The following is a 22,566-nucleotide window of genomic DNA, read 5'->3' as shown; positions in this document are numbered from 1 at the left end:
TTCAGCAGCCACAATCGCATAATCTTTATTTGCGATTCGGAACCCACTTCTGAGCCTGCGTACCGTTGGATGCATATATCTGCACGTTAGCACCATTCGCAGTGGAACCAGCCGCAACATCAATAACCAGGTTCTCCTTCATGGCGGAATGCAGCGTGATAGAACCATCCGCATTCTTCACGGCAATCCACTTCTGCGCCCAGCTACCATTCGACGCATACTGCTGCACATTCGCACCATTCACGGCTGAGCCAGCCGCAACATCCAGCACTTTACCGGAACCCACGTTGGTCAGTATCACATAATCATTCCCATCATGGGTCACTTTCCAACGTTGAGCATTCGTACCGTTGCCGGAATACAGCTGCACATTCGCACCATTCGCAGTAGAACCAGCAGCCACATCAAGTACTGCAGTCTTTCTCGCGTTGGATGCAAACACATACGTGCCGTTTTCAAGCACAGACTTGTTCTCGGCCGCAGAGGCATTCAATCGTTCTCGTGCAGTTGTGGCTTTACTGAAGTTCCATTTCTGCGCCGCAGAACTGTTGCTGGAATACAGCTGCACATTCGCACCATTCGCAGTAGAACCAGCAGCCACATCAACCACTCGATTCTCCACCGCAGCAGAGCGAAGCGTAATAGAACTATCCGCATTCTTCACGGCAATCCACTTCTGTGCCCAGCTACCATTCGACGCGTATTGCTGGATATTTGCGCCATTCGCAGTAGAACCAGACGCCACATCCAACACCTTGCCAGACGCAGCATTAGTCAGCGTCACATAGCCCTTGTCATCATGAGTAACTATCCATCGCTGAGCATCCGTATTGTTGCTGGAATACAGTTGCACATTCGCACCATTTGCAGTGGAACCAGCAGCCACATCCAACACCATGGACGACTTGGCAGAAGAAACTGCCTTATACGTGCCATTCGGCAAATCATTCTTATGCTCGCTAGCTAATGCATCCAGACGCTCACGCAACGTCAATTGCTTATCGAGATTCCATTGTTGAGCTGCAGTACCGTTGTAGGCATACGTCTGCAATTTAACGGAAGCCGCAGCGTTACCGCTTGGAATATCGATGACCTTTGCAGTGGCAGCGCTCAGGAAGGTCAACTCACCATCCTTGCTAATCACAGACCAATGTTGTGCCGCCGTACCATTCTGGGCGTATTGCTGAATGGCAACACCATTACCAGTACCTGCACCGGCTACTTCAAGCACCTTACCTGATCTACGATTTTGAATCTCATACACACCATTGCCAACTTCACTAAGGGCATACAGCTGAGCATCAGTATCGTTCCAGTTATATAGCTGCGCTTTGGCGTTATTCGCCGTAGATCCGCTTTCTATGTCCATTACATACGAGCTGTTCTTCGCTGACTGGACGCGCACAGACGTGTTTGTGGCCACGTTGGAATCGACCGACGCCAACGAGAACTTTTGTGCAACGCTGTTGTTTGGACCATACAACGCAACAGTGGTTCCATTTGCAGTATTGCCACTTGCAATGTCCAATACCCAGTTGCCCAACGCTGACTGCACATACCAACCGGAACCGGAATCACGGATAAACCACTTCTGCGCATCCGAACCATTAGCGTCATACTGCTGGACCACCGCATTCAGCTTCGCATCAGCGCCCGCGACATCCAGCACCTTGCCAGACGCCTGATTCTTAATCACGTAACTACCATCAGACTGACGCGAAAACACAAAACGCTGCGCCTGAGACTTGTTATACCCATACAGCTGAGTGGTAGCTCCCGTTGCAGTACTGCCACCAGCAATCTCAATACTCGACGAGTTTTTCTTCACCGAGTTGATGTAATACGCGCCATCCGGAATGGTGATCTTGTCAAGATAGCGCACATCGGTTTCCGCCTGATATTCCTTATATCCAAACGCATTCAAATCCACTCGCCCGCTGATGCCGGCAATCGAACCATCACTGGTGTATTGCCAGCCGCGATCATTGGTGGGCCAGCTGGTGAAGCCCATGGTGCTGCCGTATTGCGCCACCCAACGAGTTTTGGCGTGGATGCTGGACTTGTTGAGCGACGAATTCAGATACGAAGTGTACGAGTACACGCCAAGATTGGTGTATCCCGCAGCTTGAAGCTTGCTGTACCACGTGTTCACAATGCCGTCGTACACGTTCGGGTCGGTTGGCGGCGTGTGACCGGTCCACGTCCAGCGTTCGAGGTCATAGAACACCGGGTAGCTCAAATCGCCTGGATTTACGCCAGCCTGCTTGAGGAGCTTAACAATATCATTGCCTTCATTAGCTGCCGTCGCGGAATCATAGGCATACGAATAGCTGTACACGCCAAACGGAATGCCCAAACGCTTGCATTCGCTGATGTTGCGCAATGCCTGCTTGTCAAAACCATTGTCCCAGCCATAGCTGATGCGAATAATCGCACCTTCCACACCAGCATTCTTGGCCGCCTGCCAATCGATGGTCCCTTGGTAAGTGGAAACATCGATTACGCCCTTGGCCTGCTGCACAAACAGGTTGTTATTGGCGTCAAAGAACGCCTGTGTGCTGTTGTAGGTGCCCCAATGCGCGCCGTAATCATTGTTTTGCAGGGAAGCAAGCTTCACTGTACCTTGAGTGGTGGCTTTGGCGGGATTATTGGTAGCGTTCGCGTCTCCACCGTTGGCGGCAACCTTCTGCTTGACCTCGCCAGCCTCAACTGGAATAAACGATTCACCATCGGTTTTGGCCAACGGATCAGGCTGCTGACTCTCAGTGCCTACCAACGTTGGATCGGTGACGGTTTCACCGGTTTCAATATCCTTCAGTTCACCATCATCGGTAACGGCATGATTCTCGGACACCACTGTTGCATCATCCGGAATATCCTCGGAAACCTTATCCGGCAAGGCAGCATTAGGATTATCCGGCATGGCATCGGCAGCAGTGCTGTCGTCAATCGCCTGCGTTTTGAAGAAATTGACTGACGACGTCGAGCCTGTTGTTGAACCCGTCGTTGAACCCACAGCATCCAGGTTCACATCACTTACTGCATTCGCAGGCGCAATACCAATCGCACCAAGCATTGCAACGCTCACCGCAACAGTTACCAGACTCGCCCAGCTCTTACTCATACTCTTCTTCACCGCCATCAGATTCGCGTTTTTCTGATTGTTATTAAAGTCTCTGCATTATTCGTGCATACGGCGCAAATACTCACGCAAGAACGGTACAGCGAAGTCCACTTCACCGCGCTCGGTCTCACGAATCACAAACGCATCCAGCAAACGTTTACGGTATGTTGCCGCATAATTTGCAGTTTTACCCATGCGCTCAGCAATCTCTACAGTAGATGATGGTCCGTCCGAATAAGACATGGCTTCCAAGTAAGCTCTATCATTTCTGGAAAGGCCGTGCAGTTCGGGGATGCAGACCGCATTGTCAAGATCAATACGAGCCTCGTGGATTCCCTGTTCCACATCCTCGTCGGTTATGGTATCTGAATCTCGTACGTCAGCGGCATCCCAAATGTGATACCCGACCAACTGAATCATATATGGATATCCATGCGTAGCTTCAGTTGCAGTGGTCAGTTGTTCCTCAGTAATAGAAACGCCTGAAGCGCTAAACGTGTCCAAGAAAGCATTCTGCACTTCTTCTAGCGGAATATCCGAAAGTACATTGGTCTTCGCGCGTCGTAAAAATGTGATGACCTCATCATTGAACAAATCAGATACCATTTGCGGCAATCCGGCAAATACGATCGCAATATTTCGACGCTCACGAATTTGATGCTGGATAGCAGTAGCTATAGCAATCATGTCTTGGCGCTCTGCAGCCTGAGTCTCATCGATGGTAATTAACAAACCTGCACGCTTTTTATCGAGACGATCCAGACGAGTAGCCATGGCGCTACGCAGCGTTTCCGGCATACGCTTGGGAGAAAGTTCCGCTTCTCCAAGACTAATTCCTGCACCAGCGAACGACAACGAAGGCTTAACCGTCAAATGATCGAGAGCTCCCCTATTGGTATGTAGAGCATCAACCAATCGCTCGCATAGTCCTTCTGAAGCTGTCTCTTCGATAACGTCCCAATTCCGCTCACGCGCCTTATCACCAAAGACAGTGAGCATTACCGTCTTACCGGTTCCGCGAGCTCCTGTGACCAACATAATGCGTCCAGGAGCGCCCACACCGTTATCCAGCCCTTTTTCAAAGTCGCGAATAACCTTGCTTCGACCTATCAACAGGGGAGGCTCCCCACCGGCTGTGGGTTTGAACGGATTTACACGTGTTTTAGCCATCTTGTCCCCTCATGTCGTGCACCACTTCGCCCGAAATCAAAAATATCAAAAATATCAAAAAAATCAAAAAAATCAAAAAAGATGTTGATTGAGCATTGACTATGCTCAATCAACATCACTCACTGCTTGCGACGGCGGATGGCAATTACTGCAGCGGCAATGCAGCAACCAGCAGCGGTAATGGCGCTTACCACTATGCCTGGCACCAGACCCGGCGAAGTGAAGTGCATCTCGATATCATTCGTTCCGGCCTGAACGGGAATTACGGTAACGGCACCGCCGAAAGCCGGCTTTGCCTCGACCTTCTTGCCATTGATCGTGACTTGCCAACCTTCACTGTATGGGGTGCTGATCATCAGGGATTGGCTACCACTCTGCGCCGCAAACGTGCCGTGCACGTAACCGTCCTCAAACTTCTGAATCTTGAACTCATGCTGCGAAAGCTGCCGCGTGATTTCCTGAACCTGACTCATATCCAGCACGGTGAACAGACAGGTTGCAGCAGGCTGATCACCGGTTACCGCAGCTCCCATGGGGGAAGTCAGCGTCACGGTATGCGTACCATCAGCCTGGGTTGCACCAGTCGAGCCGCCCACCAACGGATGCAGGGCATGCTCAAATCGATTATTCTCAGTAATCGATTCGCCGCCATCAATACTCAAGCCAAAATCAACAGTCGCACTCGCCGACACATACACATAGCCGACTGATCCTTCAGGCACCTGAACTGTCCACGTGCGCGAACCATCGGCATTATCCACTGCCTTGGCCTCAACCTGCTTAAAAGGCGTAACTGCGTGCCCCACCAGCGCGGAAGCAAATGCGTTCTGGTTCTCGAATGGATTCACCGATTGCGGCATATCACTATCGGCAATATCAGCAGGCACACCATAGCCCAAAGGCAACGCATCAGCATTGCGATACACGGCAGCCGCACCCTCGCCGCTCGCGTCCAGCACACGCTTCATACCAAGGTATTGCTGCGGATATGTGCCGTCTGAGCTAGCAATATCATTCAACGACACATATTTCACGCCCAACAGAGCATCACTCAGCAAGCTCGGTGCAGCATAGCGAGTCAAATTCTCGTCAACCTGGCTATAGCCAAGCCGAGACAACAAATCCACCGCAGCAGCACTGTTGGCTGATGAATAAATCGACAGCTGACGGAAGTCCGAAGCCATGCCCTCGTTCAACGCCGCAGCGCCAGCGCGCGTGTAATTCTTCTCAAACCGGTACACGCCATTATCCAGTGCTCGCAACTGCTCAGCCTGCGCACGAGAGTTGGCGGCATACGTATTCGCATACGTTTGCTGATAATCGCGGTACGCCACACTCGCCGTATGATTGGCGGCAAAAAGAAACTCAGGAACGGCAATCACGATAATCACTGCCGCGATGATTCGAGTCAGCATTCGCTTACTTGCATCGCTGAAATGAGCAGTCAGCGGCACACGACCAACTAGGATTTCCTGCAATGCCGCAGCAGCGAGCAGTACCATAAAGAATGCAGCATAAATAGCTGGGCGAGAATAGAAGCCCTTCGGGTAGCGCAAACCACACCACAATATTTCCAGCGGCACGATCGTGGTAGACGCCAGAATAAACAGCAAAATAACGCTTGCTGTCTTCCTCACTGAACGATTAATCGAAGGCAGCAGGAAGAACACAACCGCCAACACTGTTACCACAGCGCCCATAAACAGCTGCGGTACCTGCTGTTCCTGCCAACCAGTAGCGGTGAATCCCAGCAGCACGCCCTTCACATCAGCATGCGTGCCCAAATCCCAGAGACGACCGATTACCGGCACCGCAATAGAAACCGCAACCATTGCCGCACAACCCAGCGCAAACAATCCCACGCATACACGCCATGCGAGAGTGTGCGCATACGGTTCGGGAGTAGCAAAAGAAGCAGGGGCAGCTTTGCGAACAGTACCGGTAACGACTTCATCCGAAGCCACTTCAGCTGAGTCACTGCTGATATCTGCAGCAGCATCCGAACCAGACTTCGCATGCTCAGCCGATTGGCGCACAGCATTATTGCGACGCCTACGCACCACCATCAGCGCCACGGCGGCCACGATAATCAGCACAATCAATACGCCGCCAACCAGTAAAACCGGCATCAATTTGGCGATCATGCCGCTCGCAAGTCCCTGCGCTTGAGCCACAATCCCACGAATACGAGATGACATGGCACCTTGACTGGAAGACTGCACTTTGATAGTCGGCAAGAACGTCCACGTGCTCAGCAGCAGCGCCAGCACACCGCACCCTGCCATACCCAGCACTTTGCGCCACAAGTCATTCTCGCTAAATCGTGTGCCAGTGCGGGCAGCGAGCGCCATCTGCTCCAAAACCGCGTAAAACACTAGGGAAAAGATGGTCATATAAGCCGTGTACCAGCAGATGATCACGGAAACCGTAAGAAGAGCCGCCAGCATGCGCCAATGCCTGCGATTGATGTACTCATATGTAGCCCAGCAAATCAACGGCAGCAGCACCAGATTATCCAGCCACATAGGGTTGCGAAGATTAGAAACTGTCCAGGATCCGAATACATAGCCAAGCGATAGCGCTGCGGCCGCAATCCCGTTGAGATGGAAGCGTCGGCGCAGCAGAAACACCATGCTCATCTCAGCAAGCCCCAGTTTTACCGCAACAACCAGCCAAATAAACAGCGTGATATGAGCAGTGTCGAAGAACACCACAAACAAGTTCAGAGGGCTTGCCAAATAGAAGCTATACAAGCCCCATGTGCCTACGCCCATGCCTTGGGCAAAGGAATATGTAAGACTGCCGCCTTGGCCGAGCAGTATTGATCGGAACCACACGAAGAAATCGACATACTGGTACCGCAAGTCGCCAGACAAGAAGGATTCATTGCCAAACGGATAGATGCCTCGCATGGTGCAGAGCGCAATCAGCAGAACAATAGGTAGCGCAAAACAAGCCGCGTACCCTGCAAGGGTAAAGCCGAATCGGGTATTACGGGTAGGCGCTGATGTGCTGCTTGAAGACATGTGGCTTATTATAATGTGGCTAGTTCCGCGAGCTGAGGAGTAACAATATGATCAATGCCGATGTTCGCACGGTCGATGTTCGCACGTTGACGGTTATGGTTCCCTGTTACAACGAGCAGGAATCATTGCCCACACTGTTCGACCGCATGGATTCGCTTATCGCAGCTGCTCCCGAACGCCTGCGCTATACGATTCTGTTCGTGGACGACGGTTCCAAAGACAACACACGCCAGCTCATCCGCGAATATGCCTCCCAGCACCCCGACTACGTGGAATACCTGTTCCTTTCACGCAACTTCGGCAAGGAAAAGGCCATGTACGCCGGCATCACTTACACGCAAACCGACGGGCTGGTCATCATCGACGCCGACCTACAGGATCCGCCTGAACTCATCCCCGAAATGGCCGAACTCTGGTTCCAAGGCTACGAAGACGTATATGCGCGCCGCCGCAGCCGCGAAGGCGAAAGCTGGCTTAAGAAGGCAACCAGCCGCTGGTATTACAGCCTCCTGCAGAAGATTTCCGGAGTAGCTATCCAACGCGATACCGGTGACTTCCGCCTCCTCGACCGCAAATGCATTGAAGCGCTCCAGCAACTCGACGAATCCGAGCGCAATTCCAAAGCCCTGTTCAGCTGGATTGGCTTCAAGAAAATCGAATTCCTCTACGACCGAGACAAACGCGTGGCCGGCACCACGAAATGGAACTACCCGAAACTGTTCCACCTAGCCATGGACGGCATCACCAGCTTCACCATCGCGCCACTGAAAATCGCCACATGGGCGGGCTCACTTGTTTCCGCCGCTGCGTTCCTTTACGCGCTGTTCCTCATCGTACGCACACTCGCCTCCGGCATCGACGTGCCCGGCTATGCTTCCACCATGGTGGTTATGCTTTTCCTCGGCGGCGTGCAGCTCCTCTGCCTCGGAATCATCGGTGAATACCTGGGGCGCATCTTCATGCAAACCAAACATCGCCCCAACTATCTCATCGAGGAAAGCAAACTAAGCAGCGGCAGCGGAATTGTGGCGACTAGTTCGACCCAAAATCAGCGCAGCCAAGAACGGAATAAGAATAATCGCGCCTAGCATCAGGCGAATTTGCACGGCAAGCGCAGCGAGCATAAGCGAGATAGCAATGCCCAGCGGAATCAGGAATAGCGGCAGCAGTTCGCGCATACCACGGCGGTAAGCGAACACAGCCAGCGCAATCAGAATCCAATCAATGACCGCTAGATTGAACACCACGCGCGGCACCCAAGCCAACGATGATTGCCCAGCCGTAGCCTTATCCATGTGCAGCACACCGCCCAAAATACTGTATTGGTCGTCAGTCACCTGCAACGGGTTAATCAGCGAACCTTCAAACAGCACATACGCTTTGACACATGTGCCAAAATTCGCGAAGCAAAGGCTGGCCCAATTGCCAAGGAACTCGCCTAAATCAGCGCTAGTCAAATCACCGATTTTGTTATCCATGACCACCAGCGGCTGCTTCTCATAGTTAGCCGCCCATTCATCTTGCGAGCGCACAGCTTGGAAATACGCATCCGCTTCGGCTGGTAACTGTTGCGGGACCCCGTGCAGATCCTCGTAATAGATATACGAGACTTGCATCAGCGGCACACCCAGCATCTCTGTGGTGGCAGCAGGCTCAGCTTTCAGCCCATAATCGCAATACGCGCCCCAAGCTGCTGTCAATGCGGCGAACGCGAGCAGCATAGCCAGCAATCGTTTCCATTCACTGCGATATCGAATCAGCAGGAACAGCACAATCATGCCGATGAACAGGAAATTGTTCTTGCGATACTCATTGGTTACGAACAAAGTGAGCGTAAGCCCGGTTATGAACCAAGGATTGCGCAGCAGTGCACCTTTGCTATCAATAATGGCGAATACTTCTACACACAGCAGCAAAGTAAACCCAGCGCACAGCACATCTTTTACGCAGGAAACAGCATACGCGGGAAACAGTGGATAGAACGACCAAGCTAACGAAGCAATCAGCAATGCTCGCTGGCTTACCCGCGGAGCAAGCACAGACAGTGCAGTAATAATGCAGGCTGCAAAAATAATGGATTGCGTGAGATTGCACAGCCACAGCTGATCGCCGCCAATAATGCCGAATACAAAAGTACTCAGCACCGAATGCTGCTTGCTGAATGTCCAGTCGGCAAACATTTGACGCTGCCAGTTAGCATCCACGGAGTCAATGCCGGGGAACACAACCGCATAGGTTGCTAGATATACAGCCAATGGCAGCATAATGAACCAATTGCGCCGCCACCATTGTTTGCTGGTTATGCGAGGTTGCGTCAGACCTGGATTCCCGCCACCGGTACTACCCGTATCAGTTGCAGCAGCATGAGGGGTCTCTTGCTGTTGCGTATTCACGGTGCTGGTTTCCATTGCAATCACCTCTTTTCAATCAACTCCAGCAATCGGCTTTTGCCACTAAACGCAGTGTTTAGCGAGCCGGGCACTGAAGCTGATATAACGCCCAATCGCTGGCGTAATCACCATATGAGCTGTAGTCCTGAACCTTGGTCATAGTGCCGTCTGACGCATATTGCGCAATGCGCTGGGCATCATGGAATGGGTCATATTGTGCGGCAAACGAGAATTGCAGGCTCGGAGCCTTCGGCCCCATCGACAGGAAGTATGTGGGCTGTTGCGGGTTAATGCCACACGCCGTGCTCAGCACATCGCTGCCATTGCCGGAACCAAAAGCTTGTTCAACCTGGCTGAAGATCACGCCTTTGCCAGTGTTCTGCGGGTTATACACAGGGAACAGCATGTTTGCGTTGAACAATGCCGTGGCATACATCGAACCATTCATCGGGTCGGAAATGATTACTGCATCAGTGCCGGTTTCCTTAACCATGCGAGTCAGAATCTCGAGCTTGGCATGCGTAAGCTGCTCAGTCGGATCGGTCTTATCCAACGAAGCCGCATTATTCACAGCGTCTCGCATCGCATCTTTCACCGGGTTCACGGTTTGCGCACCAATCATCACCACAACCATAAGTGCAGCGCAAATGGCGGCAAGTGCACGCGGAGCCACGCGAGCAATAGCGTTTGCAGAAGCATTTAACTGAGCTGACGTTTGCGGCTGCTCCTGCTGGACCGTATTGCGAATCCAAGCATCCAAGCGAGCAGCAGCATAAGCAATCACCGGAAGAATCACGAATGGCAGCATGGTGAGTGTACGTACCTCGTTTCGGTACCATACTGCGGTCACAATATTGGGAATCGCTCCAGTAAAAGTAGCGCTGCATTCGAATACAAACAGCACCAAAACGAACGAAAACACTACAGCCATGCCTTGCTTATTGGCATGCGCCACAATCATCACAATGGATGCTACCAACATAATCAGCATTGCCCAGCCGGCCACTGTAGGGATATTGAAGGAAGTCAATCCCTGATTAATATCTCCCGAAACCATGCCGTCAGTGAACGCATACGTAAGCGATGTTTTCAAATCCATACTCGGGCGATGCGTATGGAACCATGTTTCCGGATGGAAATACTTGGCAGACGGATAAATGTTCACCGCAAAGATAAAGAATGCGACCGCGCCCAGCACCAGCAATCCGAACATGGCGGCAACGAGCTTCCACGGCAAACGGAACACCGCATATGGCAGCATGATGACAATATACGTGAACACCAGTTTAGGTTGAGCTGCCATAACTACAAGGAATGCGACTGCGGTCAAGGCTAGCGAAATAAGCAGTTGGCGAATTGCCACATGCATTTCGGTATGTTCAGCGTTCTTTTGCTCGACGGACTGCGATGCGCCGGTTTTCAGCTCAATCAGCGTCGAGAACGAATCAAGGAAATACAGTGTTGCAAGCAACAGGAAAGGCAGCAGATTGCTAGCAAATGCATACGCAATCAAAGGGCCGGCATAGAGCATCTGGAATGGATTCGCGCCTGAGCTGACGGCAAGAATCGGAATCACAAAATACAATGCCGAGCGCATTACTACCGAAGCATTGCGGAAGAAATAGCTACAGAACAATGCCATACCCAGCGGCCAAAGAATACCGCCGCCAAAAATCCAGACACAGTTCACCGCAGCAACCACTGCAGCAGAACCAGTAAACACGGGGATGCCAAGCATGCCGCCCACAGTCGCCACCAATGCGGCAAGCATGTGGAACAGTGGCGGGTAGAAGCCACCGTTAGGCAGCAGCGAGGTAGCCACCGAGAGACCCTGGTTCATGAGTTCGCGAGTGAAGTAATAGTGAGCCGGCGCATCAATGCCCTGAATCGGCTTATCCCAAATCGCAGTCGGGAACCAGGCAATTACGATGCTGCAAGCCACGGCAGTGCCAACAATCGCAGCCAAAGCAGGAACGCGGCGGCGAATAATATTCAAACCGTTTGAGCGGGCAACGGTACTACTCATAGTCGTTCTCTCATATCCATCTCAAGCATGCAGCGCAGAGCTGCATATATGAAAACGCCTCAATCTTCCCTCTGCACTTTGCGTTTTGCACATTGCATATTGCACATGCATGCCTTGGCATAGTTGCAAGAAGGTTGATTGAGGCGTTGATCACGTTAGTACTTCACACCGCAGTAGGTGACTTCGATGTAGCGGCTGGCGAGGCCAATGTACTGGCCTGTGACCTGGCTACGGATGGCACCGGTTTCCGGATCGATAATGCCGCCGGTTTCCGCGTCAATAATAGTGCCGTCAGCCTGCTTATACGTGTTGGTGGCTGCATCATAAGTGGAGCCATCCGAAGTATCAGAAGAACCAGTGTTCGAGTCGGTCGAAGTAGAGGAATCCGTGCCAGAGCTCGAGGAATCCGAGCTGGAATTATCGGACGAATTCGAAGAATCGGAGCTGTTCGAGCTGGAGTCGCTCGAGCTGGAGGAATCCGAAGAAGAAGAGCCAGTATCAGCTTCATCAACGAGCGGCTGAGCGTTGCGCAGCTTCTCCCACACTGCATCAGCACCGCTGGCCAGCTGGCTACGGTTGGCATCTTGAGTCCAAGCGGTAACCGGAATCGTCTGCGAATACAGGCGGTTCATGTTGAAGTCCTTCATACTGGCGGCAAGACCAGCAAGCACCGTGGCATCAGCCAGGCCCTGGCTCATCTGCACCGATTCCAAACCAGCCTTAGCAAGCTGATACAGCTGTGCGGAATGGGTCAACATGTTCTTATCCAGCACGGTTTTAATAACGCGCTTAATGAGGTACTGCTGGCGGGTGGTACGCATGGTATCCGAACCATCAGTGCCAGCACCGTGACGCATACGCGCATACTGAGTGGCGGTCGTGCCATCAAGGTGCTGCATACCCTGACCGAGCTCAATGCCGGTATAACCATCGCGAGTGTAGGTTGGGATACAAATATCCACGCCACCAATGGCATCAATCATCTTGGAAAGACCGCTGAAGTCCACCACCATGAACTGCTGAATCTCCATGCCGCTGAGGTAATTGACTTCATTTACCGTGCAGCTAGCAGCGGAAGCAATATCGCCACCCTGAGAGTAAGCATTCGGGAAGATGGAATTGAACATTACCGAAGACTGCGCGTACATCGTACCGTTTGAGGTTTCGCAGCCCGGAGTGGAAACCATCAAATCACGCGGAATAGAGACAAGATTGACGAACTTACGGTCAGCGGAAATCTGCAGAATCATTGTGGTATCTGCATTATGAAGATCAGCAACACCAGCATCATCGCCGCCCACTGCTGCATTACCTTCACCATCGCGCGTATCCTGACCAATCAGCAGAATATTAATCGGCGAATTAGCATACGGATCGACCGGCAGAATATCCACTTTCTTACCATTGGATTTCTGCACAATAATATCGACACCCTGCTGCTCAACCGTGCCGGCAATATCCGCCCAAGTCACGGCAGCAAACGTACCCACGAATGCGAGTACAGCAACCACACCCAGTGAAATGCCCTTGGCAACTTTGTGGCTCACTCGATACGCCACAGTATGGTGCGGCCCCTGCACCTTCTGCCAACCCAGATTCGGAGCCGGCCGATTGCTGTGCGCACTGCGTTTTGCCATATCCATGCCTTCCTGATTGCGGACTCCGGCCCCGCCATCTAAAGACGCGAACCCCTGTAGATATATGTATCAATACATACAGCGCCGCTTATACGTCGTTGCATAGTGTAACAGAACGGCTTGAGACCTCTAGCGGCACACCCATATTCCCGCGTATCCGCCACTTGATTCCCAGAATATTCTCAGACTTCATTGAGGGGTATAACAGTAATGCGCAAGATAACGGTCACGAAGCGCAATAATAGTGGAGCCGTATTGATTAGTTTCGAGAAGTTCGAATGAGATCCGGACTGCAATTCGCGAAGCTTAGGTGCTTACGCGGGCCGCAGTTCAGAAAAGTTTCGGCTTAGGAGAACGGGAGAGGTACACATGTTCGTCCTCAGCAACGCCTGGAGGGCTTTGATGCGTTCTAAAGGACGCACGGCTCTAACCGCGCTTATCACGCTGGTGGTCACTTTCGGCACAGTTGCCGGAATGGCCATCGTGCAAGAAAATACTGCAGCGCATACTACTGATTACGATGCGCAAAAGGCCACACTGGCTATCCGCCCGAGCACCGCTGCTTGGAAGAAGGCTTCCGCCACGGACTCGGCGATCACCAAGAAATATATGACTTGGGAGTCCTACACCGAATACGCCACCATTATTCAGCAGGCTGGCGTAACGCTGGACTTCACGGTGACCGAAACCGTGCCGGCGCGTGTTTCCGGCAGTTTGAAGGCGCTGAGCGGCGATTCGCTCGGCAGCACTTCTGACGATAAGACCGGCGGACAGCTGTTGTGGCGCGCCTTCTGGACCAAAGATGCCGCTGCTGCGAGCGATTTGGGCACGTTCAAGATTGTGAGCGGTAAGAACCTGAGCTACAACAACCAGTCTTCCAACCCGAACACCACGGGCGCACTGGTTTCTACTGCATTCGCCAAGGCCAACGGCCTGAAGGTCGGCGACAAGTTCAAGGTGGCCACCGCTTCCGACGCTTCCACCACGTATGAGCTCACCGTGCGCGGCATTTACGAGTACACGTCCGACGCTGATGCAGACAACCCGGTCGTGACCGCTCGCAACCGCGAAAACGCGATTTTCACGAACTACCAGACCTTCGCCAAGGCTGGCTTGGATCCGCAGACCGGCGACTCCTCCGTTTCCGGATGGAAGGTGCCTGATCTGAACGTGGTGTTCAACGCCACGGACGCCGCCTCCTACAAGAAGCTGGTCAAGACGTTCAAGAAGTCCAAGCTGCCCGCCACCGGATACACCATCTCTTCCCCCTCGCTTGAGGCGTACACCAAGTCTTTGGAACCGCTTGACGCAGTGGCTGGCAACGTGAAAACCGGCACTATTGTGCTGATTGCTGTGGGCGGCGTGCTGCTGCTCGCCTTGGTGCTGATTGGCGTCTGGGGCCCGAAGCGCGATGATGAAATCGGCATGGCGCTGGTTTCCGGTGTTTCCCGCGGTCGCTTGGGCTGGCAGTTCATGCTCGAAGTGTTCTTCGCTACGCTGCCGTTCTATGTGATCGGCTTTGTGGCTGGCGTGTTCGGCACGAAGCCGCTGGCTGCCGCCATTGCCTCTGGTCAGGAGGTTACTGTTGCCTCCGATTTGATTTGGAAGGTGGTCTGGTATGGCTTGGGCACCATTCTGGTACTCGCCATCCTTGCCGCTCTGCGACTGGCATTCTTCCGCGCCGACAAGCTGTTCGCCGCTGATGGCGACTGGGGGTCGGTAAGCGAAACCGAAACGATTGAATCCGATTCCAACGATGACGCGGAGGTCAAGGCATGAGCGAGAAGAACACCAAGGATCAGAATCTGGACCAGGACTTGGACCAGCAGGCTGAAGAGACTGAGGCAGATATCATCGAACCTACTCCAGCTGACTCAATCCAGTTCAGCGTCATGTTCGATGACGACAACACTGATGCTGACGACGATACCGACGCTGACGCAGCAGGCGCTGCAGACAATATCTACAGCAGCCTAGCTGCCGCCGAAGCATCCGTTGTAACCGGTGATGAGGCTGCAGTCAGCGACAATACTGCGGATTCTTCTGCGGAAGCAGCCAAGTCCGGCGAAGAATCAGCTGCAGATGATTCTGACGAGGATGCTAAGTCTGATCAGTCTGACGAAACCAGCGAAGCTGAAGCTGATGCTCTTGCTTCCGCCAATGCTTCAGCTGAAGTCACCGAACGCAACGCCAAGCGTGTGAATGAGACCCTCGGCTTGGCAAAAACCGAGCCTAAGAACGATTTGTCTGCACACGAAGATAAATCACACAAAGCCGAGCCTGCGATGACCCTTGCTTCACGTATCGATCGCGTGCTGGTCGGCGGCAGCTCAGATGACGTGCTGCTGAAAACGTACCCGACGTTCGCATTAAATAAGGTCACGCTGGCCGGCGCTAAGGGCAAGGTCAATGTGCTGGATAACGTGGAGTTCGCATGCTACGCCGGCCATTCGTACGCATTGCTCGTCAGTGATGATGCGGATTCCGGCCTGACGGCTGATGCGAAGCGTCGTGCACTGATGGGTGTGATGACTGGTCTCGTGCAGCCGACTTCCGGCGCGGTAATGAACAAGAGCGCGAATATTGCCGAGCTTGAGCCTGTGGAATTGCGAGGCCATCGTCTGGGTATTGTGCCGCAGTTGCATGCTTTGCAGCCGTATTTGGATGCTGAGCACAACGTGCTGTACGCCATGGAAGCCTCCAACCGCAACTTCTTGAAGCCGAAGCCGGTGATCGCCCGCGAACTACTGGCCAAGGTAGGCTTCTCTGAGGCCACAACTGGCGTTGCTGTGGGCAAGCTGCCGGAAGCACAGCAGCGTTTGGTCGCGATTGCGCGCGCTATCTGCACGGAAGCCGAAGTGCTGATTCTTGATGAGCCAACCCGTGGTCTGAATGATGATGACACGGTCACCGTGTTCGCCGCGCTGGCTAAGCTGGCGCACAGCGGCGATCCGAAGCATTGCGTGATTGTGTTGACTGCTTCTCGCGAGATTGCCGAGGCTGCTGACCGACTGTACGAAATCTAAGCTAAGGCTTTTTAAGTTATTCACCATCGCAAGCGGTGTAGAAACGCTGAAAAGCGTTCCTACGCCGCTTTCTGCGTTTCACTGGGTCTTTTCACAGGCCGAATCGCGATATTCTTAGTGTGGATATGACGTACGACGACTGGAACTGGGCATTATGAGCGGATATATTCCTACGCTGGAGCAGATTGACGAGCTGCATCACAAAATCGCACCGTCTGAAGAAGCCTACAACTTGGTGCACACGCACTGCGTGATTGTGGCGACCATCGGCTGCCAGATCGTACGCCGGCAAAATGCCCTGTTCACTCGCCGTTGCACGCTGCCGGAAGGTGGAGAATCCTTGGTCCCATCACCTGACGGAGTAACGGGCGGCCAAGTTCCGCCTCGTCTGTTGGACGAGCATTTGGTGCTGATTGGCGGTCTGTTGCATGATATCGGCACGTACAAGGTCTTCAAGCATGACGGTACGGATGGCGAACCGCTCAAATTTAGCGGTAAGAAGTATATTCTGCACGGCCTCAAAGGTTATGAGTACCTACTCAGCGAGGGCGTGGATGAGTCGATTGCGCAATTCGCTCGCAATCATACTGGTGTTGGTCTGAATCGTGAGGCTGTGCTTGCTCAGGATCTGCCGCTTCCACCGGATGATTATGTGCCGGTGAATCTGGAACAAGAAGTGGTGATGTACGCCGACAAGTTCCACAGCAAGTCGACTCCGCCGAAGTTCCTCACCGTTGACGCTTACAGCGCTAAGGCCGCACGATACGGCGAGGAAAATAAGCAACACTGGCTGGAGCTTGTGGATAAGTACGGCGTGCCGGATATCCCCGCATTAGCCGAAAAGTACCATATGCGGCTGGTGTGAGTGCTTCTGGACCGATAAGACTGGGGACGCATTCCTATGAATGCGTCCCACAACAAGCTTCTCCCTGCCGCATTCCCCGAATTGCGGTTCTCTGAGTGCTTTTCAGCACTGTTTTGCGACGCATTACCCGGAATACAGCGCAAAACCATCCTCTTCTCGCCACATTCCCCGAATTGCGTCGTGAAACGTATTGTGAAACATGCCTTTTGCAACACATTCCGGGTAATGCGACGCAATTGGTAGGGGTTTGCGACGCATTTACCGGAATGAGCCGCAAGGCGGCACAAATGCTCAGATGGAGCGCAGGCGGAAAGTGCCGTTGCGGTTGGAGGCTACGATCATCTGATCGTTTTCCAGCTCGGACCAGCCTTCCTGGTCATAACCGGAAGAAGACACGACCACGCCTGCCTGCTTGCCATCCTTGCCGGTGATTGCGCGGTAGCGCATCACACGGTAATCGGCAGCCTGAGCGCCACGGCCGTACTCATCGTAGATTTCCACGATACGCGGGCTGGTCTTCTCGCGTCCGGCCGCGCACAATGCCACCATCTGGTCTTCGGACTGGATGATGCAGTTGTAGCTGGACTTCGGGTATGCCTGGCGCAGTTCGCGCACAGCCTGAGCAACCGCCTCATCAAGCGGGAAACCAAAACCGATGTATTCCAGAATCACCGCAAAGAAAATCGCGGAATCGGAACGACCGCCAGTGGAAAGCAACACGCTGTGATCCACAGGGTAGGAGCGATTGGTCACAATGTTGCGACCGTTCGCATCGGAGATATCGCCGTTATGAATGAAGCTCAAACCGTTGGCATAGAACGGGTGCTGGTTCTCCATGATGAGCGGCAGATTGGAGCTGGCCAGGCGCAGGTGCCAGATGGCACCGCGAGCCGGCTCGGAAGCCAATGCGTCAAATGTGGTATCGAAGCGGGCGGCAATCGTGGACTTGTAAATCTTCACGCCGGTTTCAGGCGAGGGAGCGCCGCCGTCGCGCACGTATGGAGTTTCGGCGGGGTTGGCCAGTTGAGCCACGCCCCAACCATCATTGTGGATTTCTGAGAGGTCGCGGAAGTCCTCGACGTTCTTCACGCCGAGAATGTCGTTAAGGCTCAGGTCAGCACCTGCCGTCGCGTATCCCAGTAATCTGCACATAGTATGACAATCTACCGGCGAAGCTCAGCGACGTGCGGGCTTGGTTATAGGTGTTGCTTATAGAGCGTGATGAACAAGGAAAGTGAGACTGACATTCCGCAGCTCCCCTCAGTCTCACTACGTTCGACAGCTCCCCTCAGAGAGGGGAGCCAGAGGGGAAGCAATGGTTATTTGCGATTCTTTTTGGTCGTGTGATTGGTCATATGGGCTACTGCGGTGGCGTCGGCCTTAGTGAAGTCAGACTTGGTTCTGGACTTTGGCACAGGGCGCTTTTCCGGTGCCTCCATCGAAGATTCCACTTGCTTGACCAGTTCGCCAAGCCCGACTGTTGTGTCGAGTGGATCAGGGATGGCAGCCGGATCGGCCTTGTGGCGAGATGGCACCGGGGCCACACGCGGCGCATCCGTACGCTTCAAACGCGGAGGCCTACGCGTGGAAACGAACAACGGCTGCACTTCGACCAGCGGATTGTATGGTGCCAAGCCGAACCATTTCACTGGCGAGCCGGCCATGTGGCGAATCGCATACTTGGCTTGCAGCGACAGCGCGCCGCGGGCCGACACTTTGGATTCCGGCATAAGCGCCTTGTGAATCAACACGTAGCGAATCGTACCAATATCCGGATCCGCATCCACCTTGGGGTACAGCGACTGCTGTTTCGGCAGCTCACCAGTTTTCGACAAATCATGCATGATTTGGTGAATGTACGCCGGAATGGATTGGGAAACCTTGAACCCCAAGCGGAATCGCACACGGAACAGGTAGTTCGTGCCGAAGTTCTCCACCGAGTATTCGCGGGTGAACGGCTCGTCCGTGGTTTCCACGCTCACCGCCCACCATGCGCGGGCGCGCTTGGGATGGTCAGCGAAAATGGAGAAGAAGATATCGGTATCGAGTCGCTTGGTTTCCGAATCGGAAGTCAAGTAGACGATGTTATCCGCGAAATACGGGATGCGGAAATCACCGTGCAGCTTATCGAGCGCCGGCAGGAAATCATCCTTACGCATATGCCGACGCTGAGCACGTTCGAGCTTTGTGCCTTCGTTCCACGTGTACATCACGAAGAGAATAGCCAGCGTGAGCAGCATCGTGAACCAGCCGCCGTGCAGGAATTTCGCCATCGAAGCCACGAAGAACATGATTTGAATGGCTAGGAATACCACAGTGAACAGCACAGCACCGAACCGATGGCCATCGTGCCAGATGTAGACCGCGAGCAGCACGGTGGTGGTGATCATCGTGATGGTGAGCGCCAAACCGTAAGCCGCGGAAATATGCTCGGAATCCTTGAAAATAGCAAGTACCAGCAAAGTGGAAACGCAGAGCACACCATTGACCACAGGAATGTAGAGCTGGCCGCGCGTACGGGCCGGGTACCGCACCTGAAGATGCGGCATCCAGTTAAGGCGCGTTGCTTCGGAAACCATCGTGAACGCGCCAGTAATCAGGGCTTGGGACGCAATAACACCGGCGGTGACGGAAAGCACGACGGCAACATAGCGCACATTTGGCGTCATCATTTGGAAGAACGGGTTAAGCGTCTTCATCGTGTTGTATTCGGGGTTGCGGCTGTTAGCCAGCATCCATGCGCCTTGGCCGAAGTAGTTGCATACCAGCGCAACCTTGATGAACGGCCAAGTGAAGTAAATGTTGCCGCGGCCCACATGGCCCATGTCAGAGTAAAGGGCCTCAGCACCGGTGGTGGAGAGGAACACCGTGCCCATCAACGCAATACCGGCAGCATTGTGCGGGCTGAATAGGAATTGGATGCCATAGACCGGGTTGAGGGCTTCAAACACGGTCCAATCGTTGGACAGGTTGAACAAGCCCACAACGGCGAGGAAGCTGAACCAGACGAGCACAATCGAGCCGAAAACACGACCGATGGATTCGGTTCCGCGTGACTGTACGGAGAACAGCACCACGATAATGACCACCGTGATCATCAGGGTGAGGCTTGGATTGTCGTCAAAAAGCTGCTCAAGCGGAGGCAAGGTCTGCAGGCCCTCGACTGCGGAGCTGATGGAAACCGCTGGCGTGAGCACTGAATCAGCGAGGAAGGCTGCACCGCCGAGCATGGCGGGGATTGCCAGCCATGCGCCATAGCGGCGAATCAGGGAATACAGTGCGAAAATGCCGCCTTCGCCATTGTTATCGATTTTCATGGCGATGAGCACATATTTCACAGTGGTGATTAGTGTGATAGACCAGAACACCAGCGATAACATGCCGAGCACAGCGGCACGGTCCACATTGCCGAGGCCGCCTTGGCCGGAAAGGAAGGTTTGGGCGGTGTAGAGCGGTGAAGTACCGATATCGCCATACACCACGCCGAGAGCCACAATGGCCATACTCCACGTGATTTTGTTTGGGCCGGATTGCAGCCTCGCCCACCAGCGGCCGATGCGGCCTTTTGCTGCAGTGGAGGCGAGTTTCTCTGCCTCTTTGTCTTCGGCCTCGCGTTGTTTGGCGAGCGCCTCGCGTTCTTCGCGGGTCAGCGTGCGGCGAGACACCTTGGGAGCATTGGTGTAGGTGTCTGCCCTGAGCAGTGCGGCTTCTTCCTTCTTCAGCGCGATGGCAGTCTGCTCAGCTTGAGTTGCCGCTGCTCGCTTTGTATTTGTTGGTTTTTGTTTGGTTTGTTTCGCCTGTTTGTTGGCGGATTCGGCCTGAGTTTGTTTTCGGGCGCGCGAAGATTGTTTGCTCGACTCAACCATACGTTCAGTCCTCCACACGGGCCCCAACTGCATCCCGTGAACTATCCATCTCTCTTAATATCGAAATGACATGGTAGCGCCCCTACGGATTTTTCACAACTTACAAAAACAGGGCAGCCTGTCTATTTTTTACTCGCACAGTACTCAGCCAAGCGGTCAGTTACCACACATTTTTCGCGGCGCATTCCGGGGATTGCGTCGCCCCAGCCATCTCCTCGCGGCGCATTCCGGGGATTGTAACGAGTCCCCCACCGATTCTCGCCACATTCCGGGAAATGCGCCGTACAGGAGCCCGAAAAGGCGCACTTTGCGACGCAATACCTGGAATGCAGCGCACACGCACCGCACACACAGCACTTTCCGGAGAATGCGTCGCTCAGGGACCCGAAAAGGCGCACTTTGCGACGCAATACCCGGAATGCGACACATAGGAGCTGCACACGCGCTACATTCCCCGGAATACGTCGGGCGGCAAGCTTCAGATACCGTACACAGTTCGCGTCGTGGCTCGTGTGCCACGCGCGACTTCAGTCACCGGCAGATCAAGCGCATCAGCCATGGCTCGCAGCGTATACGGAATCATGTAGGGCGCATTCGTGCGGCCGCGGTATGGCATCGGCGTCAAATATGGCGCATCAGTTTCCACCATCGCGTGATCGAGACCCACAATCCGCAACGATTCGCGGATGCCCTCATTGCCCTTATAGCTCACTGTGCCGGAGAAGCTCAGATACCAGCCCTGTTCGCGCGCGATTTCACCCATTTCGCGGTCTCCGGAATACGAGTGGAACACGGTCCGCTCCGGAGCGCCATCCGCGAGCAACGTTTCGATGACTTCGCGATGCGAGTCACGGTCATGAATCTGCATCGGCAAATTCAGCTCTTTTGCCAATGCGATATGTGCACGGAATGCCTCGCGTTGTAGCTCTTTAGCCCCTTCACCGGTGCGGAATAAATCCATGCCGGTTTCGCCAATGGCCACTACTTGTTCCGGGTATTGCGTTGCCAGACGATGCACTTCGGCGAGCGCATCCTCGAAACTCACATCGTGGTACGGCTTGTATTTGAGCGGCAGTCCATCCGGCCCGGGGACCCCGCGATGGCCGTGGAGCACTGCTTCATTGGGGTGTATTGCGAGCGCCGCGTGCACATTACCCGGATGATCAAGGGCCATTTGCACGGCAGTCATCAGGTGCGGCAGCTCGCAACCGCAGTCGATAATACCCCCAACGCCGACAGCTTGCGCTTGTACGAGCAGTTGGTCCACATCGTAGACCGGCACAGGATCCTGCCCTTTGGTTTGCGCTTCGTGATCCATGGCGCGCGCGAATGGCACGACGGATGCCACATGGGTGTGATTATCGATGACTTGGGCGTCTTCCGGCAATGCTTCAGGTGCCGGCGCCCAGCTACGGTCGCGATGATGCTTGCTCATG

At 53.8% G+C, this 22,566-nt stretch carries 13 protein-coding genes; 4 read left to right on the top strand and 9 right to left on the bottom strand.

From position 1 onward, the window contains the following. Positions 1-25: 25 nt before the first annotated feature. The 3 genes from AC1AY0_RS07930 to AC1AY0_RS07920 all read right to left on the bottom strand — a co-directional run bounded on the left by AC1AY0_RS07930 (position 26) and on the right by AC1AY0_RS07920 (position 7,320). On the bottom strand, positions 26-3,124 hold the full coding sequence (locus AC1AY0_RS07930; protein WP_476526164.1) for an RICIN domain-containing protein: 3,099 nt from the start codon (positions 3,122-3,124) through the stop codon (positions 26-28). 57 nt (positions 3,125-3,181) lie between these two features. Beyond that, complete coding sequence (locus tag AC1AY0_RS07925) at positions 3,182-4,294, bottom strand: ATP-binding protein (protein WP_476524835.1); 1,113 nt, start codon at positions 4,292-4,294, stop codon at positions 3,182-3,184. Positions 4,295-4,413: 119 nt separating this feature from the next. Continuing rightward, positions 4,414-7,320 (bottom strand): YfhO family protein, encoded by a 2,907-nt coding sequence (locus tag AC1AY0_RS07920; RefSeq protein WP_476524834.1) that lies wholly within the window; start codon positions 7,318-7,320, stop codon positions 4,414-4,416. A gap of 47 nt (positions 7,321-7,367) precedes the next feature. Between AC1AY0_RS07920 and AC1AY0_RS07915 the strand changes: the two genes are divergently transcribed. Further along, the gene (locus AC1AY0_RS07915) at positions 7,368-8,408 is read left to right on the top strand and encodes a glycosyltransferase family 2 protein (protein WP_476524833.1); all 1,041 of its coding nucleotides are present in this window, start codon (positions 7,368-7,370) and stop codon (positions 8,406-8,408) included. Here the strand turns inward: AC1AY0_RS07915 and AC1AY0_RS07910 are convergent. From AC1AY0_RS07910 to AC1AY0_RS07900, 3 genes are all read right to left on the bottom strand, one after another. Beyond that, a complete protein-coding gene (locus AC1AY0_RS07910) occupies positions 8,325-9,728 on the bottom strand; it encodes a hypothetical protein (RefSeq protein ID WP_476526163.1) in 1,404 nt (467 codons plus the stop codon). The two genes, AC1AY0_RS07915 and AC1AY0_RS07910, sit on opposite strands and share 84 nt — an antisense overlap. A 58-nt stretch (positions 9,729-9,786) precedes the next feature. Further along, positions 9,787-11,736, bottom strand: coding sequence for a DUF6541 family protein (locus AC1AY0_RS07905; RefSeq protein WP_476524831.1), 1,950 nt, complete (start codon positions 11,734-11,736; stop codon positions 9,787-9,789). 155 nt (positions 11,737-11,891) lie between these two features. Then, positions 11,892-13,373: an LCP family protein gene (locus tag AC1AY0_RS07900; protein ID WP_476526162.1), complete on the bottom strand. Its 1,482-nt coding sequence runs from the start codon at positions 13,371-13,373 to the stop codon at positions 11,892-11,894. Positions 13,374-13,742: 369 nt separating this feature from the next. Between AC1AY0_RS07900 and AC1AY0_RS07895 the strand changes: the two genes are divergently transcribed. From AC1AY0_RS07895 to AC1AY0_RS07885, 3 genes are all read left to right on the top strand, one after another. Continuing rightward, positions 13,743-15,152 carry an FtsX-like permease family protein gene (locus AC1AY0_RS07895; RefSeq protein ID WP_476524829.1) on the top strand — a complete coding sequence of 470 codons (1,410 nt, stop codon included), beginning with the start codon at positions 13,743-13,745 and terminating at the stop codon, positions 15,150-15,152. Further along, positions 15,149-16,399: an ATP-binding cassette domain-containing protein gene (locus AC1AY0_RS07890; protein WP_476526160.1), complete on the top strand. Its 1,251-nt coding sequence runs from the start codon at positions 15,149-15,151 to the stop codon at positions 16,397-16,399. The genes AC1AY0_RS07895 and AC1AY0_RS07890 overlap by 4 nt, the downstream gene beginning before the upstream one ends. Positions 16,400-16,553: 154 nt before the next feature. After that, positions 16,554-17,264, top strand: a complete 711-nt coding sequence (locus AC1AY0_RS07885) for an HD domain-containing protein (RefSeq protein ID WP_476503755.1) — start codon at positions 16,554-16,556, stop codon at positions 17,262-17,264. Positions 17,265-17,555: 291 nt separating this feature from the next. Here AC1AY0_RS07885 and AC1AY0_RS07880 read toward each other — a convergent pair whose 3' ends face one another. From AC1AY0_RS07880 to AC1AY0_RS07870, 3 genes are all read right to left on the bottom strand, one after another. Then, positions 17,556-18,416, bottom strand: a complete 861-nt coding sequence (locus AC1AY0_RS07880; RefSeq protein ID WP_476524827.1) for a class II glutamine amidotransferase — start codon at positions 18,414-18,416, stop codon at positions 17,556-17,558. Positions 18,417-18,583: 167 nt separating this feature from the next. After that, positions 18,584-21,130, bottom strand: coding sequence for a KUP/HAK/KT family potassium transporter (locus AC1AY0_RS07875; RefSeq protein WP_051917546.1), 2,547 nt, complete (start codon positions 21,128-21,130; stop codon positions 18,584-18,586). Positions 21,131-21,608: 478 nt separating this feature from the next. Then, positions 21,609-22,565, bottom strand: coding sequence for a TatD family hydrolase (locus tag AC1AY0_RS07870; protein ID WP_033891923.1), 957 nt, complete (start codon positions 22,563-22,565; stop codon positions 21,609-21,611). Position 22,566 lies beyond the last annotated feature (1 nt).

It is taken from the genome of Bifidobacterium sp. LH_416, from assembly GCF_056357055.1.
Note: the sequence above shows the minus strand (reverse complement) of the source record. Positions and strands in the feature narration are given on the sequence as shown.